The following is an 18,664-nucleotide window of genomic DNA, read 5'->3' as shown; positions in this document are numbered from 1 at the left end:
GACTGACTAGGAAAGGCGCAACCATGGTTCAGGCAATGGGTCCCACCTACGCCGGCGGCACCCAACCCATCACCAAGGACGGGTACGACGTGCTCTACCTGCCCGACGTCAACAACCACGAGCTGATCGCCCAAGGCGAGGCCCCGGTCTTCTACTACATCCCCAACCGCATCCGGATGGCCCGCAAGGAGGGGCCGGACAAGGGCGATTACCTGTTCAACCTGGTGCGGTTCTCGGGCACCGGCGGCGAGGGCGTGATCGGCGGGGGCGGGGACGTGGCCGGCGGCATCCTCACCTTCTCCGTCACCGGCGCGCTGCCGGAGCAGACCAGGCGGCAGGCCGAGGCCGCCATCACCGCCCAGATGGTCGACAGCACCGACGTGTTCTGGGGCATCAAGAACGCCCGCAAGCCACCGATGTTCCGCCCCGCGGTGATCGCGCAGACGACCACCAGCGTGTCCAACATGGCTCCCACACCCACCGGCTTTCCGACGGCCGACCAGCCCACCCGCGGCGCCCGGCCGCGCGGCTTCCGCACCGTCGGCATGCCCGCCAACCGGGCGCTCACCCGCGACCCGGAGCCCGGCGACACCCCGGCCACCGACAACAACCTGGACCCGTGGTACTCCATGATGCAGGGCCAGGGCAGCGGCTCGATCGACCCCACGGGCACGCACGCCTTCTCCGGCCTGCTGGGCGTCTACCCGGCCAACATCGCCTGGGCCGCCTTCCACGGCACCGCCAGCCCGCTCATCGTCATCCAGAACTTCAAGCTGAAGGTCTGGTCCCCGGTGTGCACCATCAAGATCGACGGCAACTGGGACTCGGTGTTCACGCACTTCTCGGCCGCCGCGTCGGGCCGCTACCTGTGGGCTAAGGTGGACGCGCAGGCCGAGTTCAACAACATGCGCAAGTCCGGCACGATCAAGGTCGACGTCAAGGTGGACACCACGTTGCCCGGCGCCGACGAGATCGCACGGAAGATGGATGAGCGTTCGGATCTGGTGTTCAACAAGTTCATGGAGATGGCACAGAAGACCATCTTCGATCAACCTCAGCCGGACGTGGAGGCCGCGCAGGCCTCCTCCGGCGGCTCGTTCTTCTCGCCCTGGGGCGTGGGGCTGTCGCTGAAGTACCGCCGCGACGAGAGCCACCTGGACCTGCACTACGAAGAGACCCGGCAGTTCGCCTACCTGCAGGACCACACCATCTCCAGCTCCCTGGCCGGCATGGCCGATGAGATCAAGGCGGATCCGGAGGCGGAGCGCAAGTACTTCCTCACCGTCTACCTCGACGACTGGCCGCAGCGCCTCGCCCGCGTGGTGCGCCCCGTGGCGAGTTGGGAGGACCGCACCGTGCAGTTCCTGTCGGTGCAGATCGGATACCCCAACACCGGCGGCGAGCTGAACTGGCAGGGCCACAGCTTCTCCGGCAGCGACGGCAACGACCCCACGTGGAAGTTCCAGACCGCCAAGAAGGTGGCCGGCGATGTCAGCAACCCGCCGGCCGGCTGGACGCCGGACCTCACCTACGTCAAGCGCAAGGTGCACCTGGCCGAGCCGCCCAGCGAGGCGCTCAACCCGTACCACCGGGTGCAGATCGAGCGCAACGTGATCGACCTGGATCCCGAACCCAACGGCACCCTGCTCAACGACACCACGCTGGAGGTTCGCGCGGACAACGCCGGCCGGATCGCGGTGGGTCCCATCGGCCTGGGCGTGATGCTGGAGGACCGCTCGCAGACCGTCGAGGTGGTGATGGAGGCCACGGACCGGGAGTACCGGCCGCTCGGCCTGGCGCCGGTGCGGTTCCGGTGGGGATTCGAGGACGTCGACGCGGACCGCAGCTGGACCATCTTCTCCGGTGATCCCGAGATGTTGCCCTACTACCGCTATCAGGTCTCCGCCACCGTCAAGGGCACCCTTTTCCGCAAGGGGCAGAGCTGGACGGGGCCGTGGGTCAACGCCAACGGCAACGGTCCCCTGATCGTGGACGTGCCCCCGCCGGACGCCGAGGGCGTGGTCACGCGCTCGCTGACCGAGGATCGGGTCCGCAGGCTCCGCGAGCTGGCCGCGCCGTCGAGCCGGGAGCTTGCCGCCGACGACCAGGTCTACGCGCTCGCGGCGGTGGCGGACGAGGCCCCCGAGGCCGACGCCCAGCCCGAGGCGGCCCCCGAGGCCGACGCCCAGCCCCAGGCGGCCCCCGAGTCCCGCGAGGCGCGCGGGACACCGGCCACCTTCCTGTCCTACCCGCTCTGAGGATGCGGTCATGGCCAGCATCGCCGCGGTCAGACGGGACCCATCGGGGGCGCCGTCGTGCTCAGTGACCTTCCTGCTCAGCCGCACCCCGGCGCCGCACGAGGCCATAGCGGACCTCGTCGTCACCGCCACCCTCGCCGTCGAACTGCACTGCGAGCTCGAGGACCTGGCCTGGGTGGAGTTCAGCCTGGACGGGGCCGAGCCCGTTCGCGCCGAGTCCCGGGGACCGTTCGGCACGGCGGCGCTGGCCACGACCCTGACCGGTGATGAGGCCCGAAGCCTGCTCACCGCCCTGGCCGGGCGAGGCGGAGGGCCGGACCTGGTGATCCGCGCCCGCCGCACCGACGACCTCGCCGGCCAGTGGCGGCGGCCGGTCGCCGAGCTGATCACTCCGCTCATGGCGGAGAACCCGGACCGGATCGTGCACCTGGTGACCGCCGAGGGCGGCACCGTGCGCGACGTCTTTCCGGCCCGCTCCACCGCTCGCACCCGGGGCCCGGGCCGGGAGCTGCTGACACTGCGCCGGAACGAGGCGGTCCCCCTGATGCAGGCCATCCGCCCGCAGGCCGCGGTGATCCGGCCGCTGCTGGCCGAGAGTCTGGTGCTGGCCACGCCGCTGGCGCCCCAGGAGACGGGGCCGGTGCTGGACGGCAGGCCGCTGCTGGCTGACCGGCAGGGCGACAACCGCTGGTACCTCCCCGAGATCCTGCTCGACGTCCCATCCCCGGGACAGGACCCTGACTCCTCGCCCTTCCGGTTCGATCTGGTCCAGGTGGGTCACCAGGCCGACGGCTCCCCCGCGCTGGAGGCCACCGTCGTGGTGACCCTGCTCGCCCGGCCCTCCGCCGCCACCCTCGCACCCTGGGAGAGCGCGGGACGGCCCACCCTGAAGCCAGTGCCCTGCGTGCCCCAGATCGGGCTGCATCTGCCCTTCCGCGATGACCACGGCGCCGCACGCACCGAGCTGGTCACCGCGAACTCGGTTCAGGTCACCGGAGTGCTGGGCGAGGACGGCTCGAGGATCACGGCCACGTTCGTGCTGCAGAACAACTGGGCCCGCCTCGCCTACGGGGCGCTGTCAACCCCTGGGTTCCAGGCGGAACCCGCCGTCGTCGAGGTGGGCCTGGCACACAGCGGCTGGCGGACCGAGCGGACGCAGTCCATGCTGACTGTCGATCGTCTCACCGCCCCGAAGATCATGGCGCTGAGGCGAGGCGATGACGCCACCCGCCCGATCGCGGCCACGCAACTGCTGGCCATGGCCAAGGCGCAGATCCGCCTGACGCCGGCGATCGCCCTCGAGAAGTTCGACCTGACCCAGCTAGGCGTCGTCAAGCACGTGAAGGTGAGCGCCACCGCCACCACGAGGCTCCCCGCGCTGCTAGCGTGCGCCGACCACCCGCAGCTGTACCGGCAGCGCGGCGGCGACGGATGGGAGGCCGTCGGATGCCGGCCCGCGCTGCGCCTGGGCGAGACGCAGTACCGGCCGTGGCAGCCGGAGCCGGTCAGCACCGCCGGGGTCAGGGTCTTCCGCTCGCTGACCCAGCCCGGCAGGTTCCTGGTCATCCCCGAGAACTACGCCGTCGGCCGCTACCCGGCAGACGACCCGGAGCGGGCGTACGAGCCCACGCTGCTGCTCACCTCCACCATCGACGTGGAGAACCCGGCCAACATCCGCTGCGTGCTGGCGGCGGCGCTGGAGCCCGAGCCTGACGCGGCGGACTTCTCGCTCCTTGCCGGTGAGCTGCGCCAGCGGCTGGGCCGGCCGGTGGAGCTCGTCGGGCCGTGGCAGGCGGGCGTCGCGCCCGAGATCAGCTGGGCGGTGCCGGGCTCGGACCGCGTGGACTGCGTGCTGATCGACACCGGGTTCACCTTCATGCTCACCACCGACATCCCCGGCCTGCTCACCCTCCGAACCCTGCTGCGGCGCGGCGGGCTCGTCGGGTCGGCCCGGTACGCCATCCCGGGTGGAGATTCCGCGGTCAGCACGCTGCGGCTCGACCTGAGCCGCGTCGTCGGGCCGGCCGGGGGGCCGGTGACCGCGGAGCGGATAGGCGACGAGGTGCGGCTGGCCAACCGGCTTGACCGGCGCGTATCGGTGAACCGGGTGGTCGCCGACGGCGCCGTCGTGGCCTCACCGTCGCTGCTCCTCGCGCCCGGGCAGGAGGCCACCGTGTCGCTGTCACCTGGAACGACTGGCGAGCTGGCGCTGGACCACTCCGTCGAACCCGGCATGGAGAGCCTGGACGAGACCCGCAGCTACATCGAGGATCTTCACCTGGGCGTCACGTTCGTCGCCACCGGGGACCTGGCCCAGATGGCGGGGCTGGAGATCGAGGCCACGTTCCTCGGCGCCGCCGCGGACCCCATCACCCTGACCCGCACCCAGCGGCAGGCCGAGCGTCAGTTCGTGCTCCCGCTGACCACCTACGCCACCGACCCCGCCGTGATCTTCACCGTCACCGCGGTGGCCTCGGACGGCACCCGCACCGCAGCTCCACCGGTCGACTGGCCGGTGCGCACCCGCGGCGTTCTCGTCCCCATTCCCACACCCGTACCGCAGCCCTGAGCCACAGCGCTTGACGAAAGGACACTCCCATGACCGGTTACTCGCTCCACGTCGGACTCAACGTGGTCGACACCTCCAGCTACATCCCGGCGCCCGCCGTGCTCGCCGGCTGCGTCAACGACGCCAACGACATGGAACGCCTCGCCGGTGGGCAGGGGTTCCGCACCCGCACGATGCTCGACGGGGCCGCCACGTCGTCGGCGCTGCTGTCCGCGCTCGGCGACATGGCCCGCGCCACCGTCGCCGGGGACATCGCGCTGATCACCTTCTCCGGCCACGGCGGCCAGATCGGCGACACCAACGGCGACGAGGAGGACCGGCTCGACGAGACCTGGTGCCTCTACGACCGCCAGGTGCTCGACGACGAACTGCACCGCATGTGGGCGCAGTTCCCGGCCCGCGTGCGGATCGTCGTCACCTCGGACTCGTGCCACTCCGGCACCGTGGCGCGCAGCATCCTGGCCATCGCCACCCGCGAGGCGCTGGTGCGCAACCCGCTCGGCCAGGAGTACTGGCCGGAGGACGTGCACCTCACGAAGCTGCGCCCGCGGGCGTTGGCACCCAGTGTCGCGGCGGCGGACGCGGTGCGGCGCCGGGACGTCTACAGCGCCGCGCAGGCCGTGGCCGGGCACACGCGCAGCACCGACATCGCGGCGGAGGTGATCCTCATCTCCGGCTGCCAGGACAACCAGCTCTCCAGCGACGGCGACGTCAACGGCCTGTTCACCGAGGCGCTGTTGGGGGTCTGGGGAAACGGGTCGTTCAGCGGCGACTACCGCGCCTTCCACAGCACCATCGTGCGGCGGATGCCCATGGACCAGGTGCCCAACTACTACACGGTGGGCAACGTGAGCGCCTCGTTCCAGGCGCAGAGGCCGTTCACGATCACGGCGCCGCCGCTCTCCGTCCCGGTCGACCCAGGAGGCTGGGGCGGTGGCCAGGGTGGTGGCCAGACGGGCACCACCCGCCGGACGCTGCGCCAGGGCGACAGCGGCGAGGATGTCCGCTACCTGCAGCAGAAACTGGTCGACGGCGGCGCGTGGCTGAGCATCGACGGGCGCTTCGGACCCGCCACGGCCAACGCCGTGCGCGCGTTCCAGTCGCGGAACGGCCTGACTGCCGACGGCGTGGTGGGCCCGCAGACGTGGGCCGCGCTGGAGGGGGGAGGCTCGTCCGGCGGCGGGACCGGCGGCGGCACCTCCACGGGAGGAGGTTCGGGCGGCGGCTCCGGCTCTTGGGGCGGCGGCGGGTCCGGCGGGTGGAACGGTGGATGGAACGAGCCCACGGGCGGCAACCAGGGCGAACCGAGCAACCAGGGCGGCTCCAGCGGTGGTTGGGGCGGCGAACCGAGCAACCAGGGCGGCGGCGGCCAGGGCACGCAGGCCCGCCCGACGCTGCGCCGCGGCGACCGCGGCGAGCACGTGCAGTACCTGCAGAAGCGCCTGACGGACTTCGGCTACGTGCTCACGGTCGACGGCCAGTTCGGCCCGGGGACCGAATCCCAGGTGCGCAGCTTCCAGCGAAGCCAGGGCCTGGCCGCCGACGGCGTCGTGGGCCCAGCCACCTGGGCCGCACTGGGCTGACCCGGGCGGGCTGAGCAGCCCCCTCCGGGTCGGTGAGCAGGGACCCGGAGGTCAGCCGGCGACGACGGTGAACACAGTCTTCGAACGCGGCTCCACCTGCACCCGGTTCGCCACCTCGGCCCACGCCTTGTAGTGGTCGGTCGTCTTGTGTGCGGCCAGGTCGTCCTCGGTGCGGTAGGCCTCGACCAGGGTGAACCGGGTGGGGTCGTCGGCCTGCTGGAGCACGTCGAACCTCAGGCATCCCGGCTCCTGCAGCGACGCGCGGCTGTTGACGACGCACGCCTCGGCGAACTCGTCCTCAGCTCCGGCCGCGACAGTGACGTAGGCGTGGAACAGGTACATCGGTCCTCCTCAGGACAGCTTCGACAGGATCAGGTCGCGGACCTTGGCCGCGTCGGCCTGGCCGCGCATCGCCTTCATGACCTGGCCGATGAGGGCACCGGCGGCCTGGACCTTGCCGTCGCGGATCTTCGCCGCGACATCCGCGTTCGCCGCGATCACCAGGTCGACGGCGGCGCTCAGCTCGCCCTCGTCGGACACCACGGCAAGCCCACGCGCCGCAACGACGTCGGACGGCTCGCCCTCCCCCGCCAGCACGCCCTCGATCACCTGCCGGGCCAGCTTGTCGTTGACCTTGCCGTCGTCCACCAGCCCCTGCACCGCGGCCACCTGGGCCGGGGTGATGGAGAGCTCCTCAAGCTCGACGCCGGCCTCGTTGGCGCGCCGCGCCAGCTCCGTGACCCACCACTTGCGCGCCGCGCCGGGCGAGGCGCCGGCAGCCACCGTCGCCTCGACGAGCGACAGCGCGCCGGACGAGACGATGCTGCCGAAGTCGATGTCGCTGAAGCCCCATTGATCCTGGAGCCGACGGCGGTGCTCGGACGGCCGCTCTGGGAGCGTGGCGCGCAGCTCCTCCACCCACTCGCGCGATGGCGCGATGGGCATGAGGTCCGGCTCGGCGAAGTAGCGGTAGTCCTCCGCCTCCTCCTTCGAGCGGCCCGGCGACGTGGTGCCGGTGGCCTCGTGGAAGTGGCGCGTCTCCTGCTTCACGCGGCCCCCACCGTCGAGGATGGCCGCCTGGCGGGTCATCTCGTAGCGGATGGCCCGCTCGACCGAGCGCAGCGAGTTGACGTTCTTCGTCTCGGTGCGGGTGCCGAGCACCTGGGCACCGATGGGCATGAGCGAGATGTTGGCGTCGCAACGCAGGGACCCCTGCTCCATGCGCACGTCCGAGACGCCGAGGGCCCGCAGCAGGTCGCGCAGGTAGGACACGTAGGCCTTCGCCACCTCCGGCGCCTTGTCCCCGGCGCCCCTCACGGGCCGGGTGACGATCTCGATGAGGGGCACGCCGGCGCGGTTGTAGTCGATCAGCGAGTGGCTGGCGCCGTGGATGCGGCCGGTGGCGCCGCCCATGTGGAGGGCCTTACCGGCGTCCTCCTCCATGTGGGCGCGCTCGATCTCCACCCGATAGGTCCGGCCGTCGAGCTCGAGGTCCACGTAGCCGTCGAACGCGATCGGCTCGTCGTACTGGGAGGTCTGGAAGTTCTTGGTCATGTCCGGGTAGAAGTAGTTCTTCCTGGCCATCCGGCACCAGTCAGCGATCTGGCAGTTGAGCGCCAGGCCGATCCGGATGGCGGACTCCACCGCCTTGCCGTTGATCACCGGCAGCGAGCCGGGCAGGCCGAGGCACACCGGGCAGACCTGGGTGTTGGGCTCGCCGCCGAACTCGACGGTGCAGCCGCAAAACATCTTGGAGTTGGTGTTGAGCTCCACGTGCACCTCGAGCCCGAGGACGGGCTCGTAGCGGGTGAGGAGGTCGTCGTAGTCCACCGTGTCGCTCATGCGGACACCGCCTTCTGGCCGTCGGTCATTGTCGTCAGGAGAGGCGCGCCCCACGTGGCTTCGAGCGCCCGCTCGACGACGCCGCCCACGCGGTACAGCCGCGGATCCTCCATGGGAGGGGCCATCACCTGCAGGCCGACGGGGAGCCCGTCGCTCAGGCCGATGGGGAACGACGCCGAGGCGTTGCCCGCCATGTTCGACGGGATGGTGCAGAGGTCCGCCATGTACATGCTCATGGGGTCCGCCATGCGCTCGCCGATCTTGAAAGCGACCGTGGGCGTGGTGGGCGAGACGAGGACGTCACAGGCCTCGAAGGCCTTGTCGAAGTCCTGTTGAATGAGGGTGCGGACGCGCTGCGCGGAGCCGTAGTAGGCGTCGTAGTAGCCGGCCGAGAGGGCATAGGTACCGATGATGATGCGGCGCTTGGCCTCCTTGCCGAAGCCGGCGTCCCGGGAGATGTTCATCACCTCTTCGGCGGAGCGGGTGCCGTCGTCGCCGACGCGCAGGCCGTAGCGCATGCCGTCGAAGCGTGCGAGGTTGCTGGAGAGCTCGGCGGGCTGGATGAGGTAGTAGGCGGGCAGCGCGTAGCTGAAGGCGGGGCAGGACACCTCCACCACCTCGGCGCCGGCCTCGCGGAGGAGGTCGACGGCCTCCACGAAGCGGTCCAGGACGCCCTGCTCGTAGCCCTCGCCGCCGAGCTCCTTCACCACGCCGACGCGCACGCCGTTGAGGTCGGGGGCCGTGGCGGCGCCGGCGAGGTCGCCCACGGGCTGGTCGATGGAGGCCGAATCGTGGGCGTCGTAGCCGCCGATCACCTGCTGCAGGAGAGCGGCGTCGAGGGCGGTGCGGGCGCAGGGGCCGGGCTGGTCCAGGCTGGAGGCCATGGCCACCAGGCCGTAGCGCGACACTCCGCCGTAGGTGGGCTTCACGCCGACGGTCCCGGTCACGGAGCCCGGCTGGCGGATGGAGCCGCCGGTGTCCGAGCCCACGGCGAGCGGCACCATGAACGACGCCACGGCCGCGGCCGAGCCGCCGCCGGAGCCGCCGGGGATGCGCTCGGTGTCCCAGGGATTGCGGGTGGGGCCGAAGTAGGAGGTCTCCGTCGACGAGCCCATGGCGAACTCGTCCATGTTGGTCTTGCCGACGATGACCAGCCCGGCGTCGCGGAGGCGCGTCACGACGGTGGCGTCGTAGGGCGGCACCCACCCCTCCAACATGCGGGAACCGCAGGTGGTGGGGTGGTCGGTGGTGCAGAAGTTGTCCTTGACGCCGATGGGGATGCCGGCCAGCGGGCCGAGCACCTCCCCTGCCGCGCGGCGGGCGTCGATGGCTCTGGCCTGGTTCAGCGCGTTCTCGGCGTCGATGGAGAGGAAGACGTTGAGGGCGCCGTTGAGCTCCGCGATCCGCTCGAGGCAGGCGCCGGTCAGGTCCTCGGAGGTGAGGGCGCCGTCGGCCATGAGGGCGGCCAGCTCGTGGGCGGGCTTGGCGAGGAGGGGGTTCATGCTCACTCCTCCCCCAGGATCTGGGGCACGCGGAAGCGGCCGTCCTCGCTGTCGGGGGCACCGGAGAGCGCCTGGTCCTGCGTGAGCGACGCGGTGACCACGTCGTCACGGAACACATTGGTCAGCGGCATGGCGTGGGTGGCCATGGGCACGTCCGCGCCGGCCACCTCGGAGACGCGGCGGACGGACTCGAGGATGACGTTGAGCTCGGGGGCCAGCTCCGCGCATTCCTGCTCGGTGAGCTGGATGCGGGCGAGGCTGCCCAACCGGGCCACGTCGTCGGCGGTGATACCCACGGTGCTCCTTCAGTCGACGGGTGCCGCGGCGGCGGCTCGCCCCATCTTAGGACCCGGCGGGTTACGGGTGCGTGGGGCCGTCAGGCTCCGGGCGGCGGGCCCCAGCGCCGCCGGCGTTGATCATCTCGAGCATCCGTGAGCGCTCCGTGGTGTAGCGGAGGGTTCGGCCGTCGGGGAGTTTTAGCTGTTGTCCGTCTGTGAGGGTCGCGGCGAATCGCTCCTTGCCGAGGTGGCCGTTGAGGCGGATGGCCTCCCCCTTGGCGGGTGTGGCCTTGACGGTGAGCCCGCTGCGGTCGGCCCTGGTGGAGGTTCCGGTGACGAGGAACTCGTCGGCCACATCCCCCTGGGGCGTGATGAGGGCCAGGGAACCGTCGAGCTGGGGCATGCGCCTGCGGATCGCGCCGGCGATGAGGGCCAGGAGGACGACGGCGGCGAGGACGCCCGCGGCGGCGGGAAGCGCCCAGGACGGAAGGGCGCCCAGGAGGCTCGGTGCGGGCTGACCCTCGTCGACGGGGCCGCCGGTGGGCGTCGCCGTGGCGCTGGGCTGGGCCTGCGAGACGGCGGCCGTCGTGAGGGTCACGGGCTGCGATGTGGCCTGGAACGTCTGGGCGAGCCCGAGCTGGGCGAGCTGCGGCTGCCAGGGGGACGTGACTGTCGCGGCGAGGGCGACTGCGGCGTCCGTGCCCGGGGGCAGCGTGAGCGTGACGGTGCTCGTCTGAGTCTGTCCGGGTGCGAGCTCGAGGGTCGCAGGTTCCATGCCGACGGCGGCGCCGTCGACGCCCGGCGTCAGCTGGACGGCGGCAACCGTCGTGGGCAGGTGGGTGGCCGTGGAGGTCCAGGTCGCGGTGAAGGTGGCCCGGGCGTCGGTGAACTGCGGCTCCGAGACGGCCACGGTGACGGGCTGCTCGAGATCCGGGGCGAGGACCTCGCCGATGCGGAACCGCTTGATCTCCTCGGAGAGGCCGGAAAGGAAGCCGACGATGTCCCCAGGGGTCGCCACGTCGGCGTCGGGGAACACCTGGGTCAGGAGGCCGGCGTCGGACTCGGGGCCCAGCGAGAGGGCGAAGGCGCCCACCTGACGGCCCGTGGTCGCGGCGGCTGCGGTGCTCCGGAGCGCGGCCCATGCCGGGGCCTCGGGGGTCTCGTAGGCGGAACCCTCCGCGGCGTCGAGCCCGCCGTCGGTGAGCAGCACGAACGCGGCCACCTCCGAGGCGCCGTCGCGGGTGAGGGCCTCGACGCCCTCGTCGATGGCTGCGCCGATGTCGGTCTGCGTGCCCTCGGGTATGTCGGGGAGCGTGGCGAGGAGTGTCGCGGGGTTGGGGTCTGTTCCTTCGAAGACGGTCTGGGCGCCGTCGTCGAAGGTGATGAGGGTGACGTGGTCGTCTGGGGTGAGTGACTCGAACAGTCCGCTGAGCGCCTCCCGGGCGCGGCCCCAGCGGCCGTCGTCCTTCATGGAGACGGAGGTGTCAACCATGAGGATGAAGTCTGTGGCTTGGTCCTGGATGCCGAGTGTCGCGGCGAGGGTGTCGAGTTGCTCGTCAGCGGCCGCCGACAGGCCTCCTACTACGGTATATAGTAGGCTGACTAGCACCGCGAGTGTCGCTCTGAGCCCCTTCACATGTCCCCCGAACTTGACTGACCCGTCCCACGGCGCTACGCGCGTGGATTGTACATTGACGGGGGGTCACCCCGACCACTGCTTTAACCGACGGGGGGAACAAGCGTTTGTCCTCCTCAGGGGACCTGGATTTTCCCCTTGACTTCTCCTTGAAAGGGGGCAACCGCCATGGTTGCACTGTTCTCCCACCTCTCCGCGCTCCTCCACGTGGTCGGCCGTCGCTTCGCCGACAAGACCAAGGGCGCCACCGCCGTCGAGTACGGCATCATGGTCGCGCTGATCGCTGTGGTCATCATCGCCGCAGTCACCCTGATTGGCACGAACCTCGATGCGGTGTTCGACAACGTCGGCGCGGCACTCAACCTCTGATCAAGCACTACTCCGGAGAGGGGTAGGTCGGTTCACCGATCAACCCCTCTCGCCAAATATGAGGCCGGGGACCGAAATGACTGGTGAGAAGGAATCAGGTGCCGCAGCGGTTGAGTTCGCATTGGTATTGCCCATTCTCCTCATTCTGGTTCTTGGGATGGTCGAATTCGGCTTTCTGACGTTCCTCAATGCTTCTGCCGCGGGCGCCGCGCGCGAGGGTGCCCGTGAGATGGCCATCTCCGCAAAGCAGACCCAGGCCCAAGGAGTGGCCTCATCCGCATTCAGCAGCACGACGGGCCACGCACCCACATCGGTCAGTGTTCCCGGCTTATGCAGCCCGGGAGCTCCGGTCGTAGTCACAGTGGCGTACACATACCCGACACTGACGCGATTCTTCGGGGCGAATTTCACAGCAAGCGGAACGGGGGAGATGCGATGTGGAGGCTGAAGTCCGAGCGCGGCGCCGTGGCCATCACTGTGGCATTCCTGATGGTCTCACTCGTTGGCTTCACCGCCATCGCGGTCGACGTCGGAACGCTGTACATGGACCGCAAGGAACTCCAGAATGGGGCTGATGCGGCAGCCCTGGCACTGGCCCAGAGTTGCGCACAGGGCGCCTGCGAGGCGGACCAACCGGCGATGGCGACCAGCTACGCGCGGGGCAACAAGCGAGACGCCAAGATTGACAGCGTCGTGGTTCAGAGCCCGGGAGAGGATGGCCCCACCTCGGTGACCGTCACGGTCCGGAGCATCCGTGAGCACTGGTTCGCCCCGGTCCTCGGGAACAACTCGTCCGAGGTCGGCGCTTCCGCCACCGCGACCTGGGACGGGATCGGTGGAGCCCATGTGTCACCTTTCACCGTGTCGCTGTGCCATCTCACGGACGTGCTTCAGGGCGACACCGTGCAGATGATCATCAAGGGCGACAAAGTGGACTGCATCGCCGGCAATCCTCCGCACACGGTGCCCGGTGGGATGAACTGGCTGGACACCGCTGGCAGCGCGGACTGCACCGTGCCCACGAGTCTCGACGCCTGGGCTGGTGGATCTCCCGGCAACGACGGCCCCAACAACAGCGCCTGCAACACCCTCCTCACCGGGATGGTGGGCGAGGAGATCCTCATTCCCCTGTTCGACCAGGCCACCGGAACGGGGGGCGGGGAGTACCACATCGTCGGGTACGCCGTCCTGCAAGTGACCGGCTATTGCCTGAACAAAGGTGCCGGGTGGTACGGAGGCACAGGCCAGTGCACCGGCGCCGAACGCTACGTGACTGGCACGTTCGTGGAGCGCGTCAACCTCGCCAGCGATGGCGGCGGCCCCAACTACGGCGCCACCACGGTGCAGTTGACCAAGTGACTTGAAGGACGAGAAAACCCCCATATGAGAAGACGCGTCATCGCCGCTATCGTGGCCACTCTCCTTGCTCTGATTGGCGCCACTCTCATTGCGGCCTATGTTGCGAGCGCGGACGCACGTGCCCTCGCCAAGTTGGAGCCCACACCGGTGCTCGTCGTCACCACGGAGATCCCCACTGGCGGCACGCTGGTGGTCGGGGAGAACGCCGAGGTTCGCGAGATTCCTCTCGTGGCCGTGGTCCCGGGGGCACTGGCCGCAGCCGACCCTGTGGCGGACCTCGTTGCCGCAGGGTCGATCGTCCCTGGCGAGCAGTTGGTGCCGCAGCGCTTCACCACGCGCGAGAACCTCAGCGGTGACGTCGTGGAGATCCCCCCGGAACTTGTCCAGGTGACCCTATTGCTGCCTCCGGAACGGGTGCTCGGAGGAAAGCTCGTCGCGGGTGACACCGTGGGAATCGTGCTGTCGGTTTCCCCCGATGTGGGCCCCTACTGGTCCCAGACGATTCTCCACCGCGCGCTCGTCGGCCGAGTGCAGGCGGCTGAGCAGGTGACCACCGAGGAACAACAAAGCGAGGACGCGGCGTCGCCACCGCCAGGGGCGCAATACATCACGCTGGCGATCAGTTCCGCGGAGGCCGAACGAGTGGTGTGGGGGGCCGAGCACGGCACCCTGTGGCTAACCCTTGAGCGAGTCGGCTCCACGGTTGACGGCACCAAGCGCGTCGACGTGGAGAACGTGGGCTCATGAGCGCCGTCATCCTTGTCGCACGGGACGCGCGCCTAGTCGATCAGGTGTCGCTTGCTACCGGCGGTCAACTCACGACGTTCACCGGCGAGGACGCGGATGCCCTGGGGCGGGCGCTCTCTGCGCAGCCCGGGCCAGAGCTACTGATCATCGATGCGAGTCCAGATCCGCAGGGCGCTCTTGCAATCGGAGATTGGGCCCGAGTGGTAGTCGTCATCGAGGATCCCTCCGCCATCGCCCTCCAAGCCATGCGGACCGGCGTTCGGGACATGATCTCCCCCGACGCGGGCGTGGAATCGTTCCGTGAGGCTATCGCCCGCAACCGCCGTCCCGCGGCGGTCGAAGCCACCACTCCGTCCCAGCGCGGAAGGATCGTGACCGTCGCCTCCCCCAAAGGCGGTGTCGGCAAGACAACGGTGGCCACCAACATCGCCGTCGGACTTGCCAAACTTCTCCCGGACCGCGTGGTGCTCGTGGATCTCGATCTGCACTTCGGCGACGTGGCGAGCGCTCTCAACCTGAATCCACCGTACACGCTGCCCGACGCCATCCGTCCTGCCGCAGGTGGAGACCCCTTGGCGCTCAAGCCGTATTTGACGAGGCACGAAACCGCTCTCTGGGTCGTACCTGGGTCAGACTCACCGGCCGCCTCGGACGCCGTGACCCCCGACGACGCAACCGCCCTGCTCCGGGCCTTGGCGCAGTCCTTTGAGTACGTTGTGGTGGACACTGCGCCCGGCCTGTCGGAACACACGCTCGCCGCACTCGACCTCACAAGCGAGTTGGTGCTGGTCACGGGCCTAGACGTACCGGGCGTGCGGGGGCTGCGGAAGGAGATCGAGACTCTGAACCAGCTCTCTCTGCTGCTCGAATCTCGGCACGTCGTGATCAACTTCGCGGATGCCTCCCGAGGTCTTACCATCGCGGATGTCGAGGCCACGATCAACGCGAAGGTCGACGTGGCCCTTCCCACCGCCAAGCTCGTGCCCATCTCGGTCAACCAGGGGATACCCCTCCTCCAGACCGGCGGAAAAGACCCACTGACCAAACAGCTGAGCCTCCTGGTCGGTCGAATTGCCAAGCGCCAAGAGCCCGGACGCGCACGAGGCAGACTGTTTGGACGAGGAAAGGGATCGGTCGATGGGCCTAGCTGACCGTCTCCGCGCCGCGCGAGGTGTGGAGACAACTGCCACGCAGGTCCCCAGCCCAACTCAGGAGCCAACTCGCGCAACGGGACTGCCCGTGGCCGTCGCGTACGGGCCGCCATCGGATTCATCTGCGCCCGCGCGCGGAATGGGAGTGTCTGCCGAGCTCGACGGATCTGTTCCGCAGCCCTCCGCGGCAGCATTGGCGCAACGTGCAGGCGTACCACGCGCCGCCACCCAGGACGCGATGCGTGCGCTCAAAGAGCGCACCACGGAGGCGCTCTACGACCGACTCGGCACTCGGCTGAATGACCCCTCACTGACTGATGAACAACTACGCCAGATGGTGCAGCAGGAGCTGACTGCCGTGATCGAGGGCGAGAGCCTCGCCATGACCGGCTCCGAGCGCCGCCGCTTCGTTGAGGAGGTGCAGTCGGATGTACTGGGCCTCGGTCCCATCGAGGGTCTGCTCAACGACCCCTCGGTCACTGAAGTGATGGTGAACGGGCCGGGCAATGTCTATGTGGAGCACAGTGGGCGGTTGTACCGCTCAGACGTGACCTTCAGAGACGAGAGCCACCTGCGCCAGATCATCGATCGCATCGTGGGAAGAATCGGACGACGGATCGACGAGTCGTCTCCCCTCGTGGATGCGCGACTCGAGGACGGATCGCGCGTCAACGCGATCATCCCGCCACTGGCGTTCACCGGCTCGACGCTCACCATCCGTAAGTTCAGCCACGATGCCCTCACCATCCCAGATCTCATCCGGCTGGACACCATGTCGCCGGAGATCGCGGAGCTTCTCGCCGCATGCGTCAAAGCAAGGCTGAACATCCTCATCTCGGGCGGCACCGGCACTGGAAAGACCACCCTGCTGAATGTGGTTTCGTCCTTCATCCCGCAGGGCGAACGCGTCATTTCCATTGAGGATGCGGTCGAGTTGCAGCTGCAGCAAGAGCACGTCGTCCGGCTCGAGTCGCGCCCACCCAACATCGAGGGTAAAGGCGAAGTCTCCATTCGTGACCTGGTGCGCAACTCGCTCCGCATGCGCCCTGACCGCATCATCGTCGGCGAGGTGCGCGGTGCGGAGGCCTTGGACATGCTGCAGGCGATGAACACGGGACACGACGGGTCTCTGTCCACCATCCACGCCAACTCCCCCCGCGACGCCCTATCGCGTTTGGAGACGCTCGTGCTGATGGCCGGCATGGAACTCCCGCTGCGGGCGATCCGCGAACAGGTGGCGAGCGCCATCGACCTCATCGTCCAGCTCGGACGACTCCGCGACGGAACGCGACGCATCGTTGCGGTCACCGAGGTGCACGGTATGGAGGGCCAGACCGTCACGATGCAGGACGTGTTCCTCTTCGACTACGCAGCCGGCGTGGATCGCGACGGCCGCTTCCTCGGCCACGTGCAGCCTACCGGCGTGCGCCCTCAGTTCACCGAAAAGTTCGCCGACCTGGGCATCCAGCTGTCGCCGCGCGTGTTCGGCACAGAACTCCGGATGCGCTGATGCTGAACCAGACGCCGAGCCTGCTGGCCGTAGCATCGATCGCGGCCGGCTTGGCGTTCGTCATCTTCATGATGCTGCTTCTGCGCCCTAATGCGAGTGAAGTACCGCTTCACCGTCGTCGACCGGCGGATCACCAGAGCCGTACCGCGCTGTCAGGCTTAGCTGACGCAGCCACGCGTGGCGTCGACCGAATGCTCGCGAGCCACAGACTCACGCTCGCGGAACGTCTCGACGTGGCAGGCATCGCCATGCCGGCCGCGCAGCTCGTCGTTCTCGTCATCTGCATCTCCGTGGTGGCCCTGATCGTAGGACTTCTGCTCAGCATGCCGGCGGTCGGGATTGCGCTGCTCGTACTGGTGCCGCTCTGTGTGGTGGCGTACGTCTCAGTGCGGACTGGACGGCGGCGCACCACCTTCGCGCTCCAACTTGACGAGACTGCGCAGATGCTTGGTGGGAGTCTGCGGTCGGGTTATTCGTTCACGCAAGCAATGGCGATGGTCGGCCGCGAGGCGGCCTCACCTACCGCTGAGGAATTTGCCAGGATCAGCAATGAGCTTCGGGTCGGACGGCCGCTGTCCGAAGCGATGGAACACACCGCAGAGCGGATGCGCAGCGAGGACTTCACGTGGATCTCCCAGGCCGTGGCGATCAACAGGGAGGTGGGTGGCAACCTGGCGGACGTTTTGGAGGGCGTATCTCACACCATCCGTGAGCGCGCCCAACTCCGCCGCCAGGTCGCTGCACTGAGTGCGGAAGGGCGGCTCTCAGCCATCATCTTGATAGGCCTGCCCTTCGTGATCGTGGCGCTGCTGCTCTTCGCCAACCCCGGATACTTGAGCCTCCTCTTCACGCGCCCCATGGGATGGCTCATGCTCGCTACGGCTCTGCTGTTGCTGTTGGTCGGTGGCTTCTGGCTGCACAAGACCGTGCAGATCAAGTTCTAGGGGTGGTTCCGTGACACCCTCCGTAGTGGCCGCGCTCGCTGCCTTCGCCCTGGGTTTTGGAGTGCTCGTGTGGCTCGTCAGCGCCGGACCAGATCCGATACGATCTCGCGCGCTCGAAAATCTTTCTCGGGGGATGGCAGTCGCAGGCGCTCGACAGCGGCACGAACAGGGCCACCTGCGCGTCGGTCGGTTGCTCGACTCCCCGCCGCGAAGGTCACGCCTGGAGCGCTCGTTGGCACGGGCTGGCTTCCCGGGGGGGTGGACAGTGGATCAATTGCTCTCCGTCAAGGTGCTAGCGACGTTGTTGACCGGCCTTCTGTGGATGTTGTTGTGGGTAGGTAACAGGTCACCGCTTTTGTTCCTTCTCGGCATCGCAGTCACCGTGGGAGTGTTCTTCCTCCCAGACCTGCTGCTGGCCAACACCTACCAGAAGCGACGCGAGCAGGTTGACCTGGAACTCGCAGACACGCTGGACCAGATGAGCATCGCCGTCCAGGCTGGTCTGGGTTTCGACGCCGCCATGCTACGCGTGGCACGGAACGGACGAGGTATACTGGCTCGAGAACTGTTACGGACCATGCAGGACATTCAGGTTGGTCAGAGTCGACGAAACGCCTATGAAGACCTTGCGGAACGCACCGGGTCAATACCCTTGCGCCGATTTGTTCGAACAGTGATCCAGGCTGAGTCCTACGGCATCCCGCTGGCCGACGTGCTCAATGCCCAGGCGGACGAAATGCGCATCGCGCGACGGCAGCGGGCGGAACGAAAGGCCATGGAGATCCCCGTCAAGGTGGTCTTCCCGCTGATCCTCTGCATCCTGCCCGTGATCTTCATCGTCATCCTCGGTCCTGCGGTGATCTCGATGATGGAAACGCTCTTCCCCTCGCTCGGATGAGCGTCGCACAGTTGGCCC

General features: G+C 68.7%; 16 protein-coding genes. 11 read left to right on the top strand and 5 right to left on the bottom strand.

Features of this window, described 5'->3' with window-relative positions; genetic code table 11:
- Positions 1-23 precede the first annotated feature (23 nt).
- Genes ACZK5N_RS11960 through ACZK5N_RS11950 form a run of 3 tightly spaced genes read left to right on the top strand, consistent with a single transcriptional unit; the run spans position 24 to position 6,410 of the window.
- Positions 24-2,258: a hypothetical protein gene (locus ACZK5N_RS11960; RefSeq protein WP_459019656.1), complete on the top strand. Its 2,235-nt coding sequence runs from the start codon at positions 24-26 to the stop codon at positions 2,256-2,258.
- Positions 2,259-2,268: 10 nt separating this feature from the next.
- Positions 2,269-4,827, top strand: a complete 2,559-nt coding sequence (locus tag ACZK5N_RS11955) for a hypothetical protein (RefSeq protein ID WP_459019655.1) — start codon at positions 2,269-2,271, stop codon at positions 4,825-4,827.
- 29 nt (positions 4,828-4,856) lie between these two features.
- Complete coding sequence (locus tag ACZK5N_RS11950; RefSeq protein ID WP_459019654.1) at positions 4,857-6,410, top strand: peptidoglycan-binding protein; 1,554 nt, start codon at positions 4,857-4,859, stop codon at positions 6,408-6,410.
- A gap of 51 nt (positions 6,411-6,461) precedes the next feature.
- Here the strand turns inward: ACZK5N_RS11950 and ACZK5N_RS11945 are convergent, their stop codons facing one another.
- The 5 genes from ACZK5N_RS11945 to ACZK5N_RS11925 form a co-directional block, all read right to left on the bottom strand.
- Entirely contained in the window at positions 6,462-6,752 is a 291-nt protein-coding gene (locus ACZK5N_RS11945; protein ID WP_459019653.1) for an antibiotic biosynthesis monooxygenase, read from the bottom strand.
- A 9-nt stretch (positions 6,753-6,761) separates the two neighbouring features.
- Positions 6,762-8,252 carry an Asp-tRNA(Asn)/Glu-tRNA(Gln) amidotransferase subunit GatB gene (gene gatB, locus ACZK5N_RS11940; RefSeq protein WP_459019652.1) on the bottom strand — a complete coding sequence of 497 codons (1,491 nt, stop codon included), beginning with the start codon at positions 8,250-8,252 and terminating at the stop codon, positions 6,762-6,764.
- Positions 8,249-9,754, bottom strand: coding sequence for an Asp-tRNA(Asn)/Glu-tRNA(Gln) amidotransferase subunit GatA (gene gatA, locus ACZK5N_RS11935; protein WP_463625011.1), 1,506 nt, complete (start codon positions 9,752-9,754; stop codon positions 8,249-8,251). Before gatA ends, gatB begins: the two co-directional genes overlap by 4 nt.
- Before the next feature lie 2 nt (positions 9,755-9,756).
- On the bottom strand, positions 9,757-10,050 hold the full coding sequence (gene gatC, locus ACZK5N_RS11930; RefSeq protein WP_459019650.1) for an Asp-tRNA(Asn)/Glu-tRNA(Gln) amidotransferase subunit GatC: 294 nt from the start codon (positions 10,048-10,050) through the stop codon (positions 9,757-9,759).
- 61 nt (positions 10,051-10,111) lie between these two features.
- Positions 10,112-11,641 (bottom strand): vWA domain-containing protein, encoded by a 1,530-nt coding sequence (locus ACZK5N_RS11925; RefSeq protein WP_463625010.1) that lies wholly within the window; start codon positions 11,639-11,641, stop codon positions 10,112-10,114.
- Positions 11,642-11,836: 195 nt separating this feature from the next.
- Between ACZK5N_RS11925 and ACZK5N_RS11920 the strand changes: the two genes are divergently transcribed.
- The 8 genes from ACZK5N_RS11920 to ACZK5N_RS11885 all read left to right on the top strand — a co-directional run bounded on the left by ACZK5N_RS11920 (position 11,837) and on the right by ACZK5N_RS11885 (position 18,646).
- Complete coding sequence (locus tag ACZK5N_RS11920; RefSeq protein WP_463625009.1) at positions 11,837-12,037, top strand: Flp family type IVb pilin; 201 nt, start codon at positions 11,837-11,839, stop codon at positions 12,035-12,037.
- On the top strand, positions 11,997-12,485 hold the full coding sequence (locus ACZK5N_RS11915) for a TadE/TadG family type IV pilus assembly protein (RefSeq protein ID WP_463625008.1): 489 nt from the start codon (positions 11,997-11,999) through the stop codon (positions 12,483-12,485). Before ACZK5N_RS11920 ends, ACZK5N_RS11915 begins: the two co-directional genes overlap by 41 nt.
- Entirely contained in the window at positions 12,473-13,396 is a 924-nt protein-coding gene (locus ACZK5N_RS11910) for a pilus assembly protein TadG-related protein (protein WP_463625007.1), read from the top strand. The genes ACZK5N_RS11915 and ACZK5N_RS11910 overlap by 13 nt, the downstream gene beginning before the upstream one ends.
- A gap of 24 nt (positions 13,397-13,420) precedes the next feature.
- The gene (locus tag ACZK5N_RS11905; protein WP_463625006.1) at positions 13,421-14,143 is read left to right on the top strand and encodes a Flp pilus assembly protein CpaB; all 723 of its coding nucleotides are present in this window, start codon (positions 13,421-13,423) and stop codon (positions 14,141-14,143) included.
- A complete protein-coding gene (locus ACZK5N_RS11900; protein WP_463625005.1) occupies positions 14,140-15,294 on the top strand; it encodes a CpaE/TadZ family protein in 1,155 nt (384 codons plus the stop codon). The genes ACZK5N_RS11905 and ACZK5N_RS11900 overlap by 4 nt, the downstream gene beginning before the upstream one ends.
- A gap of 88 nt (positions 15,295-15,382) precedes the next feature.
- Positions 15,383-16,804, top strand: a complete 1,422-nt coding sequence (locus ACZK5N_RS11895) for a TadA family conjugal transfer-associated ATPase (RefSeq protein WP_463625004.1) — start codon at positions 15,383-15,385, stop codon at positions 16,802-16,804.
- Entirely contained in the window at positions 16,804-17,748 is a 945-nt protein-coding gene (locus ACZK5N_RS11890; protein WP_463625003.1) for a type II secretion system F family protein, read from the top strand. Before ACZK5N_RS11895 ends, ACZK5N_RS11890 begins: the two co-directional genes overlap by 1 nt.
- 265 nt (positions 17,749-18,013) lie before the next feature.
- Entirely contained in the window at positions 18,014-18,646 is a 633-nt protein-coding gene (locus ACZK5N_RS11885; protein ID WP_463625002.1) for a type II secretion system F family protein, read from the top strand.
- Positions 18,647-18,664 lie beyond the last annotated feature (18 nt).

The sequence above is a fragment of the Tessaracoccus pujii genome (assembly GCF_055326215.1).
Note: the sequence above shows the minus strand (reverse complement) of the source record. Positions and strands in the feature narration are given on the sequence as shown.

Excerpts from the sequence above, each read along its gene's own strand:
- ACZK5N_RS11960 (WP_459019656.1), top strand. The coding sequence starts at position 24 with ATGGTTCAGGCAATGGGTCCCACCTACGCCGGCGGCACCCAACCCATC.
- ACZK5N_RS11955 (WP_459019655.1), top strand. The coding sequence starts at position 2,269 with ATGGCCAGCATCGCCGCGGTCAGACGGGACCCATCGGGGGCGCCGTCG.
- ACZK5N_RS11950 (WP_459019654.1), top strand. The coding sequence starts at position 4,857 with ATGACCGGTTACTCGCTCCACGTCGGACTCAACGTGGTCGACACCTCC.
- ACZK5N_RS11945 (WP_459019653.1), bottom strand. The coding sequence starts at position 6,752 with ATGTACCTGTTCCACGCCTACGTCACTGTCGCGGCCGGAGCTGAGGAC.
- gatB (WP_459019652.1), bottom strand. The coding sequence starts at position 8,252 with ATGAGCGACACGGTGGACTACGACGACCTCCTCACCCGCTACGAGCCC.
- gatA (WP_463625011.1), bottom strand. The coding sequence starts at position 9,754 with ATGAACCCCCTCCTCGCCAAGCCCGCCCACGAGCTGGCCGCCCTCATG.
- ACZK5N_RS11920 (WP_463625009.1), top strand. The coding sequence starts at position 11,837 with ATGGTTGCACTGTTCTCCCACCTCTCCGCGCTCCTCCACGTGGTCGGC.
- ACZK5N_RS11915 (WP_463625008.1), top strand. The coding sequence starts at position 11,997 with ATGCGGTGTTCGACAACGTCGGCGCGGCACTCAACCTCTGATCAAGCA.
- ACZK5N_RS11910 (WP_463625007.1), top strand. The coding sequence starts at position 12,473 with ATGTGGAGGCTGAAGTCCGAGCGCGGCGCCGTGGCCATCACTGTGGCA.
- ACZK5N_RS11905 (WP_463625006.1), top strand. The coding sequence starts at position 13,421 with ATGAGAAGACGCGTCATCGCCGCTATCGTGGCCACTCTCCTTGCTCTG.
- ACZK5N_RS11900 (WP_463625005.1), top strand. The coding sequence starts at position 14,140 with ATGAGCGCCGTCATCCTTGTCGCACGGGACGCGCGCCTAGTCGATCAG.
- ACZK5N_RS11890 (WP_463625003.1), top strand. The coding sequence starts at position 16,804 with ATGCTGAACCAGACGCCGAGCCTGCTGGCCGTAGCATCGATCGCGGCC.